The sequence below is a fragment of the Buttiauxella sp. genome, from assembly GCF_049686335.1.
Classification (GTDB): domain Bacteria; phylum Pseudomonadota; class Gammaproteobacteria; order Enterobacterales; family Enterobacteriaceae; genus Buttiauxella.
Genome location: NZ_JBAVHX010000015.1, coordinates 125,812 through 144,389 on the forward strand (window position 1 = coordinate 125,812; position 18,578 = coordinate 144,389).

Annotated in this window: 17 protein-coding genes, 1 pseudogene and 1 other annotated feature; of the genes and pseudogenes, 14 read left to right on the forward strand and 4 right to left on the reverse strand. The window is 49.9% G+C overall.

What is annotated here, in order from left to right; genetic code table 11:
- Positions 1-8: 8 nt before the first annotated feature.
- On the reverse strand, positions 9-878 hold the full coding sequence (robA, locus tag WBL83_RS12935; RefSeq protein ID WP_424589531.1) for an MDR efflux pump AcrAB transcriptional activator RobA: 870 nt from the start codon (positions 876-878) through the stop codon (positions 9-11).
- 207 nt (positions 879-1,085) lie between these two features.
- Between robA and creA the strand changes: the two genes are divergently transcribed.
- The 4 genes from creA (at position 1,086) to creD (ending at position 5,138) form a co-directional block, all read left to right on the forward strand.
- Complete coding sequence (creA, locus tag WBL83_RS12940; protein ID WP_424589532.1) at positions 1,086-1,556, forward strand: protein CreA; 471 nt, start codon at positions 1,086-1,088, stop codon at positions 1,554-1,556.
- Between the two features lie 13 nt (positions 1,557-1,569).
- Positions 1,570-2,265: a two-component system response regulator CreB gene (gene creB, locus WBL83_RS12945; protein ID WP_424589533.1), complete on the forward strand. Its 696-nt coding sequence runs from the start codon at positions 1,570-1,572 to the stop codon at positions 2,263-2,265.
- Positions 2,265-3,692: a two-component system sensor histidine kinase CreC gene (creC, locus tag WBL83_RS12950; protein ID WP_424589534.1), complete on the forward strand. Its 1,428-nt coding sequence runs from the start codon at positions 2,265-2,267 to the stop codon at positions 3,690-3,692. The genes creB and creC overlap by 1 nt, the downstream gene beginning before the upstream one ends.
- Before the next feature lie 87 nt (positions 3,693-3,779).
- Complete coding sequence (gene creD / locus WBL83_RS12955; protein ID WP_424589535.1) at positions 3,780-5,138, forward strand: cell envelope integrity protein CreD; 1,359 nt, start codon at positions 3,780-3,782, stop codon at positions 5,136-5,138.
- A gap of 70 nt (positions 5,139-5,208) precedes the next feature.
- On the opposite strand, the gene arcA is transcribed toward creD, so the two are convergent.
- Positions 5,209-5,925 carry a two-component system response regulator ArcA gene (gene arcA, locus WBL83_RS12960; protein ID WP_034459438.1) on the reverse strand — a complete coding sequence of 239 codons (717 nt, stop codon included), beginning with the start codon at positions 5,923-5,925 and terminating at the stop codon, positions 5,209-5,211.
- Positions 5,926-6,021: 96 nt separating this feature from the next.
- Here arcA and yjjY point away from each other — a divergent pair.
- The 7 genes and pseudogenes from yjjY to WBL83_RS12995 all read left to right on the forward strand — a co-directional run bounded on the left by yjjY (position 6,022) and on the right by WBL83_RS12995 (position 12,854).
- Positions 6,022-6,163 (forward strand): annotated as a pseudogene (gene yjjY / locus WBL83_RS12965) (protein YjjY).
- Between the two features lie 403 nt (positions 6,164-6,566).
- Complete coding sequence (locus WBL83_RS12970; RefSeq protein WP_424589536.1) at positions 6,567-7,268, forward strand: tRNA/rRNA methyltransferase; 702 nt, start codon at positions 6,567-6,569, stop codon at positions 7,266-7,268.
- A gap of 184 nt (positions 7,269-7,452) precedes the next feature.
- Positions 7,453-7,521: a thr operon leader peptide gene (thrL, locus tag WBL83_RS12975; RefSeq protein ID WP_072009468.1), complete on the forward strand. Its 69-nt coding sequence runs from the start codon at positions 7,453-7,455 to the stop codon at positions 7,519-7,521.
- Positions 7,460-7,577 (forward strand) — a sequence feature (Thr leader region). It overlaps the preceding gene by 62 nt.
- Before the next feature lie 26 nt (positions 7,578-7,603).
- Entirely contained in the window at positions 7,604-10,066 is a 2,463-nt protein-coding gene (gene thrA, locus WBL83_RS12980; protein ID WP_424589537.1) for a bifunctional aspartate kinase/homoserine dehydrogenase I, read from the forward strand.
- Position 10,067: 1 nt separating this feature from the next.
- Positions 10,068-10,997, forward strand: a complete 930-nt coding sequence (gene thrB, locus WBL83_RS12985; protein WP_424589538.1) for a homoserine kinase — start codon at positions 10,068-10,070, stop codon at positions 10,995-10,997.
- Between the two features lie 3 nt (positions 10,998-11,000).
- On the forward strand, positions 11,001-12,287 hold the full coding sequence (thrC, locus tag WBL83_RS12990) for a threonine synthase (protein ID WP_424589539.1): 1,287 nt from the start codon (positions 11,001-11,003) through the stop codon (positions 12,285-12,287).
- Between the two features lie 270 nt (positions 12,288-12,557).
- Positions 12,558-12,854: a DUF2502 domain-containing protein gene (locus WBL83_RS12995; RefSeq protein ID WP_424589540.1), complete on the forward strand. Its 297-nt coding sequence runs from the start codon at positions 12,558-12,560 to the stop codon at positions 12,852-12,854.
- Between the two features lie 89 nt (positions 12,855-12,943).
- Here the strand turns inward: WBL83_RS12995 and yaaA are convergent, their stop codons facing one another.
- Complete coding sequence (yaaA, locus tag WBL83_RS13000) at positions 12,944-13,717, reverse strand: peroxide stress protein YaaA (protein WP_424589541.1); 774 nt, start codon at positions 13,715-13,717, stop codon at positions 12,944-12,946.
- 86 nt (positions 13,718-13,803) lie between these two features.
- On the reverse strand, positions 13,804-15,249 hold the full coding sequence (locus tag WBL83_RS13005; protein ID WP_424589542.1) for an alanine/glycine:cation symporter family protein: 1,446 nt from the start codon (positions 15,247-15,249) through the stop codon (positions 13,804-13,806).
- Between the two features lie 216 nt (positions 15,250-15,465).
- Here WBL83_RS13005 and tal point away from each other — a divergent pair, with 216 nt between their 5' ends.
- The 3 genes from tal (at position 15,466) to WBL83_RS13020 (ending at position 18,568) form a co-directional block, all read left to right on the forward strand.
- Positions 15,466-16,419 carry a transaldolase gene (tal, locus tag WBL83_RS13010; protein ID WP_424589543.1) on the forward strand — a complete coding sequence of 318 codons (954 nt, stop codon included), beginning with the start codon at positions 15,466-15,468 and terminating at the stop codon, positions 16,417-16,419.
- A gap of 110 nt (positions 16,420-16,529) precedes the next feature.
- Positions 16,530-17,117, forward strand: coding sequence for a molybdopterin adenylyltransferase (gene mog / locus WBL83_RS13015; protein WP_424589544.1), 588 nt, complete (start codon positions 16,530-16,532; stop codon positions 17,115-17,117).
- 125 nt (positions 17,118-17,242) lie between these two features.
- Positions 17,243-18,568, forward strand: a complete 1,326-nt coding sequence (locus WBL83_RS13020) for an MFS transporter (RefSeq protein WP_424589545.1) — start codon at positions 17,243-17,245, stop codon at positions 18,566-18,568.
- Positions 18,569-18,578 lie beyond the last annotated feature (10 nt).

Genomic DNA, 18,578 nt, shown 5'->3' on the forward strand with positions numbered 1-18,578 from the left:
ATAGGGGGTTAACGACGTACTGGGATCAGATATTCACATCTGATTTGCATTGGTCGGTCTTGAACACGCGCTTCTTCTTGTGGGAAGAAGCGTTCAATATCATGGCCTTTACGACGTGTCAGATTCAGCGATGGCATGCAAGTGCCGTAAATCGTCAGGATAAACTCCTGCAAACCTGTGCCCGGACCTTCGTAGTCGAACTGCACATAATCACCGCCTTCCAACCTGACCGGATGAGAGTCTGGTAAGAACCCGTTCGCCATTTCTGGCGTCAGCGCAGTGGTGTAAAACACTTCTTGTTCGTCATCTTTCTCAATGCTTGGGCGAGGCTCATGCAAGCCGTACAACACCCGTGGCAAAGTCGGGGAATTGCCGAGGAATTGTGTCCAGAACTGGATACGCATTTCATTACGGAAATCAGAGATTTGCTCAAGCGTACAGCTGTAACTTTGTGTGACACCGACCAGATGGGTTTCGGGCAGCGTGATAAATTGTGCTAGCGGAAGCGTAAACGCATCTAAACGCAGCGGTGGACGCATACCAAATGCGCTCCAGTCTGGAGATCGGCGATACAGTGCAGGCGTTTGAGCAAACTGCTTTTTAAAGGCACGAGTAAAAGTTTGTTGCGAATCAAAACGATACTGCAAGGCAATATCAAGAATAGGTCGCGCAGTCAGACGCAGCGCCACAGCAGATTTCGAAAGCCGGCGAGCCCGGATGTATGCACCAATGGCATGACCGGTTACCTCTTTAAACATCCGTTGTAGATGCCACTTGGAATAACCAGCTTTAGCCGCCACATTATCCAGTGACAGAGGTTGATCCAAATGGCCTTCTAGCCAGGTTAATAGATCGCGAATGATCCCTGCCTGATCCATATAATATCCTCATCCTGACACGGTGAGTGCCGTTAATGTCGGCGATGATAGCACTTTTTGTAGTTTTGACATTCAGAGTTTTTTTTAACAAGACGTGCCAAAATCAGTTACTCATTCCGACAATTTTATTAATAACGTGATATTAAACGATTTTTTAGCACGAAGAGTTAATAGTCCCTAAAGGTAATCTTAACCAATGGTAACAATATGAAATATAAAGTTTTAGCTGCGCTAAGTTCATTACTGCTTGTTTCGCTGTGCGCCAAAGCCGAACAAATCGGCTCAGTGGACACCGTTTTTAAGATGGTTGGCCCGGACCACAAAATTGTTGTCGAAGCGTTTGATGACCCGGATGTAAATAACGTGACGTGCTATGTCAGTCGCGCGAAAACCGGCGGCATTAAAGGTGGGTTGGGTCTTGCAGAAGATACCTCTGATGCGGCTATTTCCTGCCAACAAATTGGGCCGGTCGAGTTAAGCGAGAAGATTAAAGCCGGGAAAGCGCAGGGTGATGTGGTGTTCCAGAAACGGACTTCTTTGGTCTTCAAAAAGCTTCAGGTCGTGCGTTTTTATGATGCGAAACGTAACACCCTGGCCTATCTGGCTTATTCAGACAAAGTGGTCGAAGGCTCGCCTAAAAATGCGGTAAGCGCCGTGCCGATTATGCCGTGGAAATAACAGGGAGTATGTAATGAGCCAGGCCACTATCTGGTTGGTTGAAGATGAAACCACTATTGCTGATACGTTGGTCTATACGTTGCAGCAGGAAGGGTTCACCGTGCGCGCCTTCAATCGCGGCTTGCCTGTGCTGGATGCGGCGCGCGAAGAACGTCCAGATCTGGCTATTCTGGATGTCGGCTTGCCAGATATTAATGGCTTCGAGCTCTGTCGCCGCTTACTCACTGATTATCCGGAACTTCCGTTGCTGTTTCTTACTGCGCGCAGTGAAGAGGTCGATCGGTTGATCGGCCTTGAGATCGGCGCAGATGATTACATCGCCAAGCCGTTTTCACCTCGTGAAGTGTGTGCGAGAGTTCGAACCGTGCTGCGTCGGTTGCAAAAACAACGGCAAGGGCTGGTGGGAAATGTGCAGCGGATTGGCCTGTTTGAATTTAATGAAATGGCGGCGCAAATCTCATGGTGTCAGCAGCCTTTACTGCTGACGCGCTATGAATACTTGTTACTGAAGACTTTTTTGCAGTGGCCAGGACGCGTATTTTCCCGCCAACAACTGATGGATTTGGTGTGGAGTTCAGCCGAGGAGAGTTTTGATCGAACGGTGGATACGCATATCAAAACCTTGCGCGCCAAACTGCGTACAATCAACCCCGATCTGTCACCAATCAACACCCATCGTGGCTTAGGCTACAGCCTTGGAGTGAGTTAATGCGCATCGGAATGCGTCTGTTGCTGGGCTATTTTTTGATAGTGGCGATTGCGGCCTGGTTTGTTCTCTCCATCTTTTTGCAAGAGGTGAAACCCGGCGTGCGACGCGCAACGGAAGGCACCTTAATTGATACCGCTACCCTGCTTGCTGAATTTGCCAGAGCCGACATGCTTGAGGGCAATGCGCAAAATGGGCAGCTCGCACAGGCATTTTCGCGACTCAATCAGCATCATTTCCAGGCCAATATTAGTGGTATTACCAAGTCAAAAAATGAATACCGTGTCTATCTGACGGACGCGAAAGGCATTGTCTTGTTTGATTCCATCGGCAACGCCACAGGTCAGGACTACTCGCGCTGGAACGATGTGTGGCTCACCCTTCACGGGAAATACGGTGCACGTAGTACGCCGATTAACGCAAACCATCCTGAAAGCACCGTGATGTATGTGGCCGCTCCCGTGCGCGACGGGCAAAACATTATTGGTGTGCTGAGCGTCGGTAAACCCAATAGTGCAATGGAGCCGGTGATCCGTCGCAGCGAGCGGCGTATTTTATGGGCGGGCGTCGCACTGTTGGGCATCGCATTGATGATTGGTTTCGGCTTTGTGCTATGGATTAACCGGGCTATCGGCAAGCTGGTTCACTATGCGGACTCAGTCACAACGGAACATCCTTTACCGCTGCCTAAACCGGCAAGCAGTGAATTACGTCGCCTGGCGTTAGCACTGGAAAGCATGCGGCTGAAACTCGAAGGCAAAAGCTACATCGAGCAGTACGTTCATGCTTTGACTCACGAACTGAAAAGCCCGATGGCCGCGATTCGTGGTGCGGCAGAGATTCTGCGTGAAGGCCCGCCGCCGGAGGTGGTAGAGAAATTCTCCGCTAATATTCTTCAGCAAAATCAGCGTATGCAGCAACTGGTCGATCATTTATTACGCCAGGCTAAGTTAGAAAGCCGTGTAGAAATCACCACCCAGACCATCAATCTGCCCGTACTCTTCGCCACGTTATGCGATAGCCGCGAAGTCGTCGCCAGCAGTAAACAGATAGCGTTACGCATCGATAAAAATATCCCAGCCGGCATTTCCGTTGAAGGCGATGCAGCTTTGCTTGAACAATCAGTCGGGAATTTGCTGGATAACGCTCTCGATTTTACCCCTCCAGGCGGTGAGATTGTTTTGAGCGTTGAGCAACAGACTGGGCAGACCATCATTGTGGTTTCAGATAACGGAAGTGGCATCCCGGATTACGCGCAAGATCGTTTGTTCGAGCGCTTTTACTCATTACCGCGCAGTAATGGCCAGAAAAGCAGTGGCTTAGGGCTGGCGTTTGTCCAGGAAGTTGCACGTTTGCATCGTGGAACCATTACTCTGGAAAATCGCCCCGAAGGGGGCGCGCAAGCAAGGCTCGTCCTGCCGGGAAAATAATTTCACCACTTCACCGTCCCTTCACATAACTTCATTTAACCCCCACAGACGCTCGCTATCCTCGCCATATCAAAAATGGAGGGGATTATGTTGAAATCTGCGTTGTTCTGGAAAGTGATGACTCTGTTGGGTTGTATGGTGGTTCTGTTGGTTCCGTTAAGCATGCTCAATTCGCTGATTAATGAACGTAGCAATTATCGGGACGATGTTGAGCAGTCGCTGCGTCAAAGTGCCAGTGGGCCGCAAACCCTCACTGGCCCGCTTATCGCCATTCCGGTAACGGAGCTGACCACCGTGATAGAAGAGAATAAAGAGGTGAAAAAAGAGCGCCGTTTCATTCGCTATTACCTGCCGGAAAGCTTGAATATCGTGGGAAAGCAGAGCGTTGAACCTCGTCATATCGGTATTTATAAGGGGCAAATCTGGCGTACGGCGGTCACCGTGGATGCCACGTTTAACCGCCAATTGCTCAATCGCGATACCGATGACAATACCCAGTTTGGCACGCCATATGTGGTGCTGGCGGTAGGGGATTCTCGCGGTATCGGGAAAGTGGGGGAGCTGAATATCAACGGCAAATCCTATCCTATTGAACCCGGCAGTAATCTGCCAGGCGTTGAACAGGGGCTACATGCCATTCTCCCCGCAGAACGTCTTCAGGATGAGAAGCTGACACTTCGTTTTAATCTGGACTTGATGGGAACGAAACAACTCGCTGTCGTGCCGATTGGACGTAACAGCCAGTTCAGCTTAACCAGTAACTGGCCGCATCCTAATTTTATGGGCGATTTTCTGCCGCAGCAGCGCACCGTGACGGAAAATGGCTTTACCGCCAACTGGCAAAGCACATGGTTTGCCAACAATCTTAATGCCAGTTTTAGTGATGCCCAGCTCGTTGATGTAAATCGTCTTCCGGCATTTAGTGTCACGGTAGCGAATCCTGTCGACCAGTATCAGCTGACCGATCGCGCCGTAAAATATGCCATCTTGCTGATTGGTCTGACGTTTATGAGCTTCTTCTTGATGGAAACTCTTACCGGGATACGTGTTCACCCGATGCAATATTTGCTGGTCGGGCTGTCGCTAGTGATGTTCTATCTCGTTCTGCTGGCGGTGTCAGAACACATCGGATTTAACCGCGCCTGGCTGTTGGCGAGTCTGGTGTGTGCCGGGATTAATGGCTTCTATCTGAAAGCGGTGCTGCAAAGTTGGAAGGCGAGTGCGGTGTTTACTGCGGGGTTATTAATACTGGATGCGGTGCTGTGGCAGCTCCTTCAGTCAGAAGATAGTGCGTTGCTGCTGGGCACGGGGGTTCTTTTTGCCTCGCTATCAGCCGTCATGCTGCTGACCCGAAATATCGACTGGTATCGCATGGGGAATAAAGCCCAAACACCGGCTGTAGATGACAAGCAGCAAGACTCAGATCGCTTCAGATTGTGGAAATAGAAGGTTAGCTGGGGCAAAAGAAAAGGGCGGATTAAAAATCCGCCCTTTCAAATCATGTTTGATTACAGGTTTATTCCTGTAAATCGCCGCAGAAGCGATAACCTTCGCCGTGGATCGTGGCGATGATTTCAGGTGTATCTGGGGTCGACTCGAAGTGCTTACGAATACGACGAATAGTGACGTCAACGGTACGGTCGTGTGGTTTCAGCTCACGGCCTGTCATCTTTTTCAGCAATTCAGCACGAGACTGAATTTTCCCAGGGTTTTCACAGAAGTGCAGCATCGCGCGGAATTCGCTACGCGGCAACTTATACTGCTCGCCATTTGGGCTAACCAATGAACGGCTGTTGATATCCAGTTCCCAACCATTGAACTTGTAGCTTTCAACGGAACGACGCTCTTCGCTGATAGCACCCAGGTTCATAGTACGAGACAACAAGTTACGCGCACGGATGGTTAATTCGCGTGGGTTGAATGGCTTAGTGATGTAATCATCTGCGCCGATTTCAAGGCCAAGAATTTTATCCACTTCGTTGTCGCGGCCAGTCAGGAACATCAATGCGACGTTGGCTTGCTCACGCAATTCACGTGCCAGCAGCAGGCCATTTTTGCCTGGTAAGTTAATATCCATAATGACCAGGTTGATGTCATTATCGGAAAGAATCTGATGCATTTCGGCGCCATCTGTCGCTTCAAAAACATCATAACCTTCTGCTTCAAAAATGCTCTTTAACGTATTGCGTGTTACTAATTCGTCTTCGACGATAAGAATGTGCGGGGTCTGCATGTTTGCTACCTAAAATTGCCAACTAAATCAAAACAGGAAGTACAAAAGTCCCTGACCTGCCTAATACATGCCATAAATTAACATGTCTGGCGTAACATGACTAAAGTACGTAATTGCGTTCTTGATGCACTTTCCATCAACGTCAACAACATCATTAGCTTGGTCGTGGGTACTTTTCCCTCTGGACCCGACGGTGTCAAAAACGGTTGTTATCCTAACCATTTTAACAGCAACATAACAGGCAGGACCGCTTCAGACATCTGATAAAACTACGCTTCGTTGACATATATCAAATTCAATTGTAGCACGTTAACAGTTTGATGAAATCATCGTAGCGTTTTGCGAGCTTGCGTCACATTTTTCTAATAATCAATATAGTTACGTCAATTGATTATTAAACAGTGTAAATCTGATTGTTGATAGCAGGTATACCTATTTTTAATGAATTAAAACAAGGTAATAGTGCGGTTTAGTAGGTCTTATGATGCTGGTCTAACCACGTGAAAATATTCAATGTGTTTATGATTCGCATTACATGTATTTTATAGGTGAATGTTACTTTAATGTAAATTTTTGCCGCGTATTATCATTTGGGTTTTGTGACTGTCCGTTTTTGGATATTTTTTTAAAAGAGATTTTTCATGCGTTTTTTAATTATTTTGGTCGCTCCAGCCAGAGCTGAAAATGTGGGTGCAGCCGCCCGTGCGATGAAGACCATGGGTTTCGCGGAATTGCGTGTTGTTGACAGTGAAGCCGACCGTCAACCGGAAGCCCGTTGGGTCGCTCATGGTTCTGGCGATGTGCTGGATAATGCGCTGCATTTCAACACGCTGGCGGACGCTTTGCATGACGTCGATTTTACCATCGCGACAACTGCGCGTAGCCGCGCAAAATTCCATTACTATGCCACGCCACAACAACTGGTTCCGTTACTTGAAGAGAAGCGTAACTGGGTAGGAACGGCGGCTCTGGTGTTTGGTCGCGAAGATTCAGGATTAACCAACGAAGAACTGGAACTGGCCGATGTGTTAACTGGTGTGCCGATGGTGGCTGATTATCCGTCGCTCAATCTCGGCCAGGCGGTCATGGTTTATTGCTATCAACTGTCGGCGCTGATGCAGCAAGATGCACCCGAGCAGGATGTGGTTGACGCTCAACAATTGAATGCGCTGCGTTCGCGAATCACGATACTTCTGGAACGTGTGGAAGCCAGTAATGACCAAAAAATGGTCGACTGGTTACAGCAACGTCTTGGGCTTCTGGCTCAGCGTGACACGGCAATGTTGCATCGTTTGCTGCATGATATTGAAAAAAAACTGCCAGAGAAAAATGCTGATAACTGAATTAAAACTAGTGAATGTGGGATGTGATGTCCCACTTTTCTCAGGGCAATGAGCACGTTTTCTGAGGATTTATCAGCGTTCACCCATAGCCTTACTCCTATGGGTAAAATTAAAAATAAATTGACTTAGCCTGCCGGATACTTTAGTCAATATAGGTAAATCATATTTCGAGCACACAACATCCATGATTCGCATCAGCCCAATGACCACAATTATTACAACCACCATTACCACAGGTAACGGTGCGGGCTGACGCATACCAGGAAAAACGAAAAAAGCCCGCACCTAAACAGTGCGGGCTTTTTTTTGGACTAAAAACTCAAGGGTAATAATAAATGCGAGTGTTGAAATTCGGTGGTACTTCAGTGGCAAATGCGGAGCGTTTTCTCCGTGTTGCCGATATCCTGGAAAGCAATGCCAAACAGGGGCAGGTTGCGACCGTGCTGTCTGCCCCGGCGAAAATTACCAATCACCTCGTTGCCATGATTGAAAAAACCATCGGCGGCCAGGATGCAGTACCGAATATCAGCGACGCAGAACGTATTTTTAGCGAGCTCCTGAAAGGCCTTGCTGAAGCACAACCTGGTTTCCCACTCGAACAACTCAAAGCAACGGTTGACCAGGAGTTTGCTCAACTGAAGCATGTGCTGCATGGCATCAGCTTACTGGGCCAATGTCCGGACAGCATCAACGCCGCGATCATTTGCCGTGGTGAAAAGCTCTCCATCGCTATCATGGCTGAACTGCTCAAAGCTCGCGGGCACAACGTGACAGTGATTAATCCGGTAGAGAAACTGCTCGCCGTTGGGCATTACCTTGAGTCCACTGTCGATATTACCGAGTCTACTCGCCGTATCGCTGCCAGCCGCATTCCGGCTGACCATATGATTCTGATGGCAGGTTTCACTGCCGGAAACGATAAAGGCGAATTAGTCGTATTAGGTCGTAACGGTTCTGATTATTCAGCTGCCGTGCTGGCCGCCTGTTTACGTGCGGATTGTTGTGAGATCTGGACTGACGTTGACGGTGTTTATACCTGTGACCCGCGCCAGGTACCGGACGCCAGGCTGCTGAAATCGATGTCGTATCAGGAAGCCATGGAGCTTTCGTACTTCGGCGCTAAAGTCCTTCACCCACGCACTATCACCCCAATCGCTCAGTTCCAAATCCCTTGCCTGATTAAAAATACCGGAAATCCTCAAGCACCTGGCACCTTAATCGGTGGGGAAAGCGATGAAGATGGCTTACCGGTTAAAGGCATCACCAACCTGAATAATATGGCGATGTTCAACGTTTCAGGTCCAGGCATGAAAGGCATGGTTGGCATGGCGGCGCGCGTGTTTGCAGCGATGTCTCGTGCGGGCATTTCAGTGGTGCTGATTACTCAGTCCTCTTCTGAATACAGCATCAGTTTCTGTGTGCCGCAGGCAGATTGCGTCCGTGCGCGTCGAGCGATGGAAGATGAGTTTTATCTCGAGCTGAAAGAAGGGCTGCTTGAGCCGATGGCTATCATGGAGCACCTGGCGATCATCTCCGTAGTGGGTGACGGTATGCGTACCCTGCGTGGCATCTCCGCCAAGTTCTTTGCCGCACTGGCTCGGGCAAACATTAATATCGTGGCGATTGCTCAGGGTTCTTCCGAGCGCTCTATCTCTGTGGTGGTCAGCAATGACGATGCGGTAACCGGCGTTCGCGTTACGCACCAGATGCTTTTCAATACCGACCAGGTCATCGAAGTATTCCTTATTGGAGTCGGTGGTGTGGGCGCGGCGTTGCTTGAGCAAGTTAAACGCCAGCAGGCATGGCTTAAGAAAAAGCATATCGATCTGCGGGTTTGCGGTGTGGCGAACTCCAAAGCGCTGCTGACAAATATTCACGGCCTGAATTTAGAGAACTGGGAAGAAGAGCTTGCGGCGGCTAAAGAGCCATTCAATCTTGGACGCCTGATCCGTCTGGTGAAAGAGTATCACCTGCTGAACCCTGTGATTGTCGACTGTACTTCAAGCCAGGCGGTTGCCGATCAATATGCAGATTTCCTGGGAGAAGGTTTCCACGTCGTGACGCCGAACAAAAAGGCGAACACCTCGAGCATGAATTACTACCATCAAATGCGCAACGCTGCGGAAAAATCCCGTCGTAAATTCCTCTATGACACTAATGTGGGTGCAGGTTTACCGGTTATCGAAAACCTGCAGAATTTGCTGAATGCGGGTGACGAATTACAACGTTTCTCCGGCATTCTTTCTGGTTCGCTGTCGTTTATCTTTGGCAAACTTGATGAAGGCATGAGCCTGTCAAAAGCGACTAGTGTGGCTCGCGAAATGGGTTATACCGAACCCGATCCGCGTGATGACCTGTCCGGTATGGATGTGGCGCGTAAGCTGCTGATCCTTGCGCGTGAAACCGGCAGCAATCTTGAGCTCTCCGACATTGTCATTGAGCCCGTGTTACCGCAGACATTTGATTCCACAGGTGATGTTGAATCATTCATGGCACGCATACCGCAACTGGACGATGAGTTCTCCGCACGTGTAGCACAAGCCCGCGAAGAAGGAAAAGTGCTGCGCTATGTCGGTGTGATTGAAGCGGATGGAAGCTGCCACGTCAAAATTGATGCGGTAGATGGTAACGACCCACTGTATAAAGTTAAAAACGGCGAAAATGCCCTGGCATTTTACAGCCACTATTATCAGCCGTTACCGCTGGTGCTTCGCGGTTATGGCGCCGGAAATGATGTGACTGCAGCCGGCGTGTTCGCCGACTTACTGCGCACTTTGTCATGGAAGTTAGGAGTTTAAGATGGTTAAAGTATACGCCCCGGCTTCCAGTGCCAATATGAGTGTCGGGTTTGATGTGCTGGGCGCGGCAGTGTCACCGATTGATGGCTCGCTGCTTGGGGATTATGTGACTGTTGAAGCGGCAGACACATTTAGTTTGAATAACATTGGTCGCTTTGCCAGCAAATTGCCTGACGAGCCGCGCGAGAATATCGTCTATCAGTGCTGGGAACGCTTCTGCCAGGAAATTGGCAAAAATATTCCGGTCGCTATGACGCTCGAAAAAAGTATGCCAATTGGCTCAGGGCTTGGGTCGAGCGCGTGTTCTGTGGTTGCGGGTTTAATGGCGATGAACGAATACTGCGGCAAACCACTTAGTGACAACCGTTTGTTGAGCCTGATGGGCGAGCTGGAAGGGCGCATTTCGGGTAGCGTTCATTATGACAACGTTGCCCCTTGCTTCCTGGGCGGCATGCAATTGATGATTGAAGAAAATGGCATCATCAGCCAGTCTGTTCCGGGTTTTGATGAATGGCTGTGGGTGCTGGCGTATCCGGGGATTAAAGTCTCGACCGCGGAAGCGCGCGCCATTCTTCCTGCGCAGTATCGCCGCCAGGATTGCATCAGCCATGGTCGCCATCTGGCGGGCTTTATTCACGCCTGTCACACCCGCCAGCCACAGCTTGCGGCAAAACTGATGCGGGATGTGATTGCCGAGCCGTACCGCGCAAAACTGCTGCCACGCTTTAACGAGGCACGTCAGGCGGCAGCGGATATTGGTGCGGTGGCGAGTGGTATTTCGGGCTCCGGCCCAACACTGTTTGCGTTGTGCGATAACACTGATACCGCACAACGTGTGGCTGACTGGCTCAGCCAACACTATTTGCAGAACCAGGAAGGTTTTGTACATATTTGCCGTCTGGACACGGCGGGCGCACGAGTTCTGGGATAACGCATGAAACTGTATAACCTTAAAGATCATAACGAGCAGGTCAATTTTTCCCAGGCAATCGTACAGGGGCTGGGTAAACAGCAAGGGCTGTTTTTTCCACACGATTTGCCGGAATTTGAACTGACTGAAATCGACGACATGTTGAAGATGGATTTTGTCACCCGCAGCAGCAAAATTCTGTCTGCTTTTATTGGTGATGAAATCCCGCAAGAAATTCTCGAAGAACGTGTTTGTGCGGCCTTTGCTTTCCCGGCGCCGGTGAAAAGTGTTGAACCTGATATTGGCTGCCTTGAGCTGTTCCACGGTCCGACGCTGGCGTTTAAAGATTTTGGCGGCCGCTTTATGGCGCAAATGCTGACGCATATCAGCGGCGACAAACCGGTGACGATTCTGACCGCAACTTCTGGTGATACCGGCGCGGCTGTTGCACATGCGTTCTACGGCCTGAAAAACGTGCGCGTTGTGATTCTGTATCCACGCGGCAAAATCAGCCCACTGCAGGAAAAACTGTTCTGTACGCTGGGTGGAAACATCGAAACCGTGGCTATCGATGGTGATTTCGATGCTTGCCAGGCGCTGGTGAAACAAGCATTTGATGATGAAGAACTGAAGGTCGCGTTGGGTTTAAACTCGGCGAACTCCATTAACATCAGCCGTTTGCTGGCACAGATTTGCTACTATTTTGAAGCGGTTTCACAGCTGCCTCAGGAGGCGCGCAATCAGCTGGTGGTTTCCGTACCAAGCGGCAACTTTGGCGATTTGACGGCGGGTTTGCTGGCAAAATCGCTCGGCCTGCCGATCAAACGTTTTATTGCGGCGACCAACGCGAATGACACCGTTCCACGCTTCTTAACCAATGGCGAGTGGGCACCGAAAACGACCGTTGCGACGCTTTCTAACGCTATGGACGTCAGTCAGCCAAACAACTGGCCGCGTGTGGAAGAGCTGTTCCGCCGTAAGATTTGGCGTTTGACCGATCTGGGTTATGCGGCCGTGACCGACGAAACCACCAAAGCCACCATGAAAGAGCTGAAAGCGGTGGGCTACGTGTCTGAACCCCATGCGGCCATTGCTTATCGTGCGCTGCGTGACCAGCTCCAGCCTGGCGAATACGGCTTGTTCCTCGGAACGGCACACCCGGCGAAGTTCAAGGAAAGCGTGGAAGAGATCCTGGGCGAAACGCTACCGCTGCCAGCAGAACTGGCTGAACGCGCTGATTTGCCGCTGCTTTCTCATAATCTGCCCGCTGATTTCGCCGCGCTGCGTGCATTGATGATGAACAAAGCGTAATACCTGAGGCTTTCATAGGTCGGATAAGCTTGCGTCATCCGACATAGGGTGGATGACACTTCGTTTATCCACCCTACGATTTACTCAGTATGGTGAGTGACGTGTGAATCATGGAGGAAATGTGCAGGAAACAAGGAGGGAAAATGTAGGAATTCCCAATAAATGCGGGCGCTTAGAGATTAGGATTGCGGAGAATAACAACCCCGTGCTGTAAGGCATATGCTCTCCTTAACGACCCATATGGGGTATGAATGCGGTAAGGAGTCACTTATGTTGAAATCAATTATTCTTGCGTTATCGATGCTGGTCATCGCTCCGTTAGCTGCGCAAGCATCAGAAATCACATTAGTTCCGGCAGTTAAATTACAAATTGGCGATCAGGATAATCACGGAAACTATTGGGATGGTGGTAACTGGCGCGACCATGGCTGGTGGAATGATCATTATGAATGGCGTGATAACAGATGGCATCCGCATGATCATCACAACGATCACCATGACCACGATCATCATGACAAAGACCATCATGACAATGGTCATCACTATGGCCAAAACAAACATCGCTAAACGGGGCCAGGGTGGATAAGCGTTAGCGTCATCCACCATTTACGGCAGTGGTGCCGGATGACGCAAGCCTTTCCGACCTACGAAGAGGCTTACTGCTCGTGACGCTTAAATACGAACTCATTTTTTTCAGACGCTGCTTCATCGAAGAAATAACCGTCAGTATTAAAGCCTTTAAGCTGTTCCGGTTTCGTGATTCGATTTTCGATGATGTAGCGACTCATCAATCCGCGCGCTTTCTTGGCGTAGAAGCTAATGACTTTGAATTTGCCATTCTTCTCATCAAGGAAGACGGGCTTAATAATTTCCGCATTGAGCTTTTTCGGTTTGACCGATTTGTAATACTCATCTGATGCCAGGTTAATCACGATGTTATCGCCCTGAGCCGCCAGCGCCTGGTTGAGCTTGTCGGTGATGGTATCGCCCCAGAAGTCATACAGATTTTTACCCTTTGGATTCTCAAGCTTAATGCCCATCTCCAGACGATAAGGCTGCATCAAATCCAGCGGACGCAACACCCCATACAAACCGGAGAGCATCCGCAAATGCTGCTGCGCATAATCGAAATCTGCATCGCTAAACTCTTCAGCTTGTAATCCCGTATACACATCACCTTTAAAGGCCAGAATAGCCTGACGCGCATTTTGTGGCGTGAAATCAGGGTGCCATTCATGAAAACGGGTTTCATTGAGCGATGCCAGTTTGTCGCTAATGTGCATCAGTGATGAAATTTGCGGAGCGCTCAGTTTGCGCGCGACTGCAATCAACTGCTGCGAATGATCCAGCAGTTCCGGCTGGGTAAAGCGATCAGTAGGAAGATCGCTTTGATAATCCAAAGTTTTTGCAGGTGAAATTAGAATAAGCATATCTGTTCCTTGCCGCCGCGATGTAACTCGACATATTTTGGCTACATGGTAGCAAATTTATTGAAAGTATCCGCCAATGGTTGCGATTAGCGCCTGGTTTCAGGTGGCTTGGGATTGTCCCAGATGCCGGGATCCAGCTGGCTTTTTATTTCTGGAAAACGATTTGGGTCGAAAACCGGCGTGACACCGAGGCGCAACTGGCGCACGTAATCGGCGCTCAATTCGTGAGCGACAGGCGATAGCAATAAAATCGCCGTCAGATTAGTGACCGCCATAAACGCCATCGCTACATCTGCCATCTGCCAGACTAGCGGCAAAGGAGACAGCGTACCAAACATCACCATCACCAGTGCCATGCACCGGAATAACACCACCGCGAATGGACTTTTGCTTTGCAAAAACAGCAGGTTGTTTTCTGCGTAGGCATAGTTAGCGATAATCGATGTGAAGGCAAAAAGCATCACAATCAGCGCGATAAATCCTGTTCCCCATGAACCCACCATACTGCTAAGTGCCTGTTGCACCAGAGTAATCCCATTCATCTCCGGGTTTGCGGTATCCAGAATGCCCGAGAAAAGTATAATTCCCGCGGTGGCAGTACAAATGATCATGGTATCAATGAACACGCCAAACATTTGCACCAACCCTTGAGAGGCTGGGTGTGGAGGCCAGGTTGCGGCCGCCGCTGCGGCATTGGGTGAAGAGCCCATTCCCGCTTCGTTGGAAAACATGCCCCGCTGAAAACCGGTGGTGATGGCCTGGCTGATGGTAAATCCAATAGCGCCTGATGCCGCTTCTTGCCAGCCAAAAGCGCTTTTGAATACCAGTGAAATGACTTCAGGCAGGCGTTCGATATTCATGGCCACGACCACCAGGCTCATCAACACCCAGATAAACGCCATAAACGGCACTAACCATTGGGAAACTCGTGCGGTGCCGCGCATTCCGCCCCAGATTACCCCAGCTGTCAGTACCACCAGAGCGATACCAATCCAGGTTTTAGGGATGCCAAAAGCATGATTCACCGCACTGGCGATGGAGTTGGCTTGTACCGCGTTGAAAATTAATCCAAAGGCCAGCATCAGGAAGACGGAAAACATCACCCCCATCCAACGCATTCCTAGCCCGCGCTCCATATACCAGGCCGGGCCACCACGGTAATTGCCTTCGCTATCACGGGTTTTATAGAGTTGGGCGAGGGTACATTCGGCAAACGACGTCGCCATTCCAAGCATGGCGACCACCCACATCCAGAAAATAGCCCCTGGGCCGCCGAGAGTCAGGGCAAGCGCTACGCCTGAAAGATTGCCGCTGCCGACGCGTGCGGCGAGGCTTGTGCAAAGAGCCTGAAATGAGGAAAGTCCGGAAGTATCTTCGCTTTTATTCGTCAGAATGAGACTTCGTAGTTGAGTCAGGTAGCGGAACTGGACAAAGCCACAGCGCCAGGTAAACCAGATACCTGCCCCGGCTAATAAGTAAATGAGGATAGACCCCCACAGTATTTCATTGATAAACAGAAAAAAATCTGCCATTAACATCCCTCGTTTGCATGCGTTGTGTGCACGGCTAATGCGCTGTTGTCGCGCATGCTCCATTAGATTGCAGGCAAATAATACACGGTATTTATCAGTTCCGCGTTCAGTTCGTACCGATGTGTCACTGCGGTTGCGCCTGAATTACGTCGTGATATCATCAAGCCAGACTGGTTACATCCCCCTAACAAGTTACATCTAACGAGAAACACTATCATGACGGATAAATTGACCTCCCTGCGTCAGCTAACTACAGTTGTTGCGGACACTGGGGATATTGCGGCAATGAAGCTGTATCAACCGCAAGATGCTACCACTAACCCATCTCTGATCCTGAATGCAGCGCAGATCCCTGAATACCGTAAACTGATTGATGATGCGGTGGCCTGGGCGCGTGAGCAGAGCAGCGATCATGCACAACAGGTTGTGGATGCAACTGACAAGCTGGCGGTGAATATTGGTCTGGAAATCCTGAAACTGATCCCAGGTCGTATCTCTACTGAAGTTGATGCTCGTCTGTCTTATGACACCGATGCCAGCATCACTAAAGCAAAACGTCTGATCAAAATGTACAACGATGCGGGTATCAGCAATGACCGTATCCTGATCAAACTGGCTTCTACCTGGCAGGGCATTCGTGCTGCTGAGCAGCTGGAAAAAGAGGGCATCAACTGTAACCTGACTCTGCTGTTCTCCTTCGCTCAGGCGCGTGCTTGTGCTGAAGCTGGCGTGTTCCTGATCTCTCCATTCGTAGGCCGTATCCTCGACTGGTACAAAGCGAATACTGATAAGAAAGAGTACGCACCGCAGGAAGATCCAGGTGTGGTTTCTGTTTCTGAAATCTACCAGTACTACAAAGAACACGGTTACGAAACCGTGGTGATGGGTGCAAGCTTCCGTAACCTGGGCGAGATCATCGAACTGGCTGGTTGTGACCGTCTGACCATCGCACCTGCTCTGCTCAAAGAGCTGGCTGAAAGCGAAGGTGCGGTTGAGCGTAAACTGTCTTACACCGGTGAAGTGAAAGCGCGTCCAGAGCGTATGACTGAATCCCAGTTCCTGTGGAGCCACAACCAGGATCCAATGGCAGTTGATAAACTGGCTGACGGCATCCGTAAGTTTGCTATCGACCAGGAAAAACTGGAAAAAATGATCGGCGACCTGCTGTAATCATTAACGTGGCCGGTGTATTCCGGCCACGCTTTTTAGTGTTTCACCCTGTCTGCAACTCCCTTCGCCGTGTATCATTCCGTTAAGTTTGCTGATTTCCCGGGAATGATATGAATACCTTACGCATTGGCTTAGTTTCCATCTCTGACCGCGCTTCAAGCGGTGTCTATCAAGATAAAGGCATTCCGGCGCTCGTTGACTGGCTGGAAAAAACCTTAACCACTCCTTTTCAAATTGAAACCCGTTTAATCCCTGATGAACAACCGCTTATTGAACAAGCGCTGTGTGAACTGGTGGATGAAATGGCCTGTCACCTGGTGTTAACCACGGGAGGCACTGGTCCTGCACGTCGTGATGTGACACCTGATGCAACGCTTGCCATAGCTGACCGTGTGATGCCTGGTTTCGGCGAACAGATGCGCCAGATAAGCCTGCAGTTTGTGCCAACGGCTATCCTTTCACGCCAGGTGGGGGTTATCCGTAAGCAGGCGTTGATCCTGAACTTGCCAGGCCAGCCAAAATCGATCCAGGAGACGCTCGAAGGCGTAAAAGATGCTGATGGCAAAGTTGTGGTGCCGGGGATCTTTGCAAGTGTACCGTATTGTATACAGTTGCTTGACGGCCCTTATATTGAAACTGATGCGGCTGTAGTAGCATCTTTTCGTCCTAAAAGTGCAATCCGAGAAATAAAGCTCTAAAAATAGGTTGTTTGTGACATAAGATGTAGTGGCTATGGTATGTCATGTAGGGATGGTTATAGTAAGTTTTGCTTTACAGCAAAATGGAAACTTAAAACCACACTCATTTTCATGCGCAGGTTCTTATGTCACAACAACTACATTCAACACAACGCACAAGACCTCTGAATCGTCAGGATTACAAAACCCTGACCCTTGCCGCTCTCGGTGGCGCCCTCGAGTTTTACGACTTCATCATTTTCGTTTTCTTTGCCACTGTTGTCGGCGCGCTATTCTTCCCGGCGGATATTCCTGAATGGCTACGCCAGCTACAAACCTTTGGCATTTTTGCTGCGGGTTATCTGGCGCGCCCGCTCGGCGGCATCATCATGGCGCACTTTGGTGATTTGGTTGGCCGTAAGAAAATGTTCACCCTGAGCATTTTGTTGATGGCGTTGCCGACTCTGGCTATTGGTATGTTGCCAACCTACGAAACGCTCGGTATCGCCGCACCCGTTTTACTGCTGCTGATGCGTGTGCTCCAGGGCGCGGCGATTGGCGGTGAAGTCCCAGGCGCCTGGGTCTTCGTTGCAGAACACGTCCCCTATAAACGCATCGGCATTGCGTGCGGTACGTTAACCGCAGGCTTAACCGCTGGGATTTTGCTGGGTTCCGTTGTCGCGACCATCATTAATACCTCGATGACGCAGCAGGCCATTCACGATGGCGGCTGGCGTATTCCGTTCTTCCTCGGCGGTATTTTCGGGCTGGTGGCGATGTACCTGCGCCGCTGGTTGCAAGAGACTCCAGTCTTTATTGAGATGCAGCAACGTAAAGCGTTGGCAGAAGAGTTGCCGTTGAAATCAGTCATCGTAAACCATAAAAAAGCCGTAGTGGTTTCGATGCTATTGACCTGGTTGCTGTCCGCAGGAATTGTGGTTGTCATATTAATGGCGCCAACCTGGTTACAAAAACAGTTGGGTATCGCTCCCGCGCTGACGCTTCAGGCCAACAGTATTGCGATTGTCATGCTGTGTATTGGTTGTATCGTGGCGGGGCTGGTTATCGACCGAATTGGTGCCAGTAAAACCTTTATTATCGGCAGTTCACTACTGGCCGTATGCAGCTGGATGTTCTATCACCTGACAGCCAGCCACCCAGAATATCTGTTCTTTTTATATGGCCTGGTCGGTTTAAGTGTTGGTGTGGTCGGTGCTGTGCCGTATGTGATGGTCAGAGCATTCCCGGCAGAAGTGCGGTTTAGTGGGATCTCGTTCTCTTATAATATGTCGTATGCGATTTTCGGCGGTCTGACGCCTATCTTCGTTACCATGTTATCGGCTGTCTCACCGATGGGGCCCGCCTGGTATGTGCTGGCACTGGCGCTGGTGGGTTTGGCGCTGGGGATTTGGCTGCGAAATGACTTAACGCATGAAGATAAAGTGGTTCAAAGGCCGCTACAACATTCATAAAAAAAACGCG

Coding starts and splice junctions, on each gene's coding strand:
- thrA (WP_424589537.1), top strand. CDS start 7,604: ATGCGAGTGTTGAAATTCGGTGGTACTTCAGTGGCAAATGCGGAGCGT.
- creC (WP_424589534.1), top strand. CDS start 2,265: ATGCGCATCGGAATGCGTCTGTTGCTGGGCTATTTTTTGATAGTGGCG.
- mog (WP_424589544.1), top strand. CDS start 16,530: ATGAATACCTTACGCATTGGCTTAGTTTCCATCTCTGACCGCGCTTCA.
- WBL83_RS13005 (WP_424589542.1), bottom strand. CDS start 15,249: ATGGCAGATTTTTTTCTGTTTATCAATGAAATACTGTGGGGGTCTATC.
- arcA (WP_034459438.1), bottom strand. CDS start 5,925: ATGCAGACCCCGCACATTCTTATCGTCGAAGACGAATTAGTAACACGC.
- WBL83_RS12970 (WP_424589536.1), top strand. CDS start 6,567: ATGCGTTTTTTAATTATTTTGGTCGCTCCAGCCAGAGCTGAAAATGTG.
- thrC (WP_424589539.1), top strand. CDS start 11,001: ATGAAACTGTATAACCTTAAAGATCATAACGAGCAGGTCAATTTTTCC.
- tal (WP_424589543.1), top strand. CDS start 15,466: ATGACGGATAAATTGACCTCCCTGCGTCAGCTAACTACAGTTGTTGCG.
- creD (WP_424589535.1), top strand. CDS start 3,780: ATGTTGAAATCTGCGTTGTTCTGGAAAGTGATGACTCTGTTGGGTTGT.
- robA (WP_424589531.1), bottom strand. CDS start 878: ATGGATCAGGCAGGGATCATTCGCGATCTATTAACCTGGCTAGAAGGC.
- thrB (WP_424589538.1), top strand. CDS start 10,068: ATGGTTAAAGTATACGCCCCGGCTTCCAGTGCCAATATGAGTGTCGGG.
- creB (WP_424589533.1), top strand. CDS start 1,570: ATGAGCCAGGCCACTATCTGGTTGGTTGAAGATGAAACCACTATTGCT.
- WBL83_RS12995 (WP_424589540.1), top strand. CDS start 12,558: ATGTTGAAATCAATTATTCTTGCGTTATCGATGCTGGTCATCGCTCCG.
- WBL83_RS13020 (WP_424589545.1), top strand. CDS start 17,243: ATGTCACAACAACTACATTCAACACAACGCACAAGACCTCTGAATCGT.
- creA (WP_424589532.1), top strand. CDS start 1,086: ATGAAATATAAAGTTTTAGCTGCGCTAAGTTCATTACTGCTTGTTTCG.
- yaaA (WP_424589541.1), bottom strand. CDS start 13,717: ATGCTTATTCTAATTTCACCTGCAAAAACTTTGGATTATCAAAGCGAT.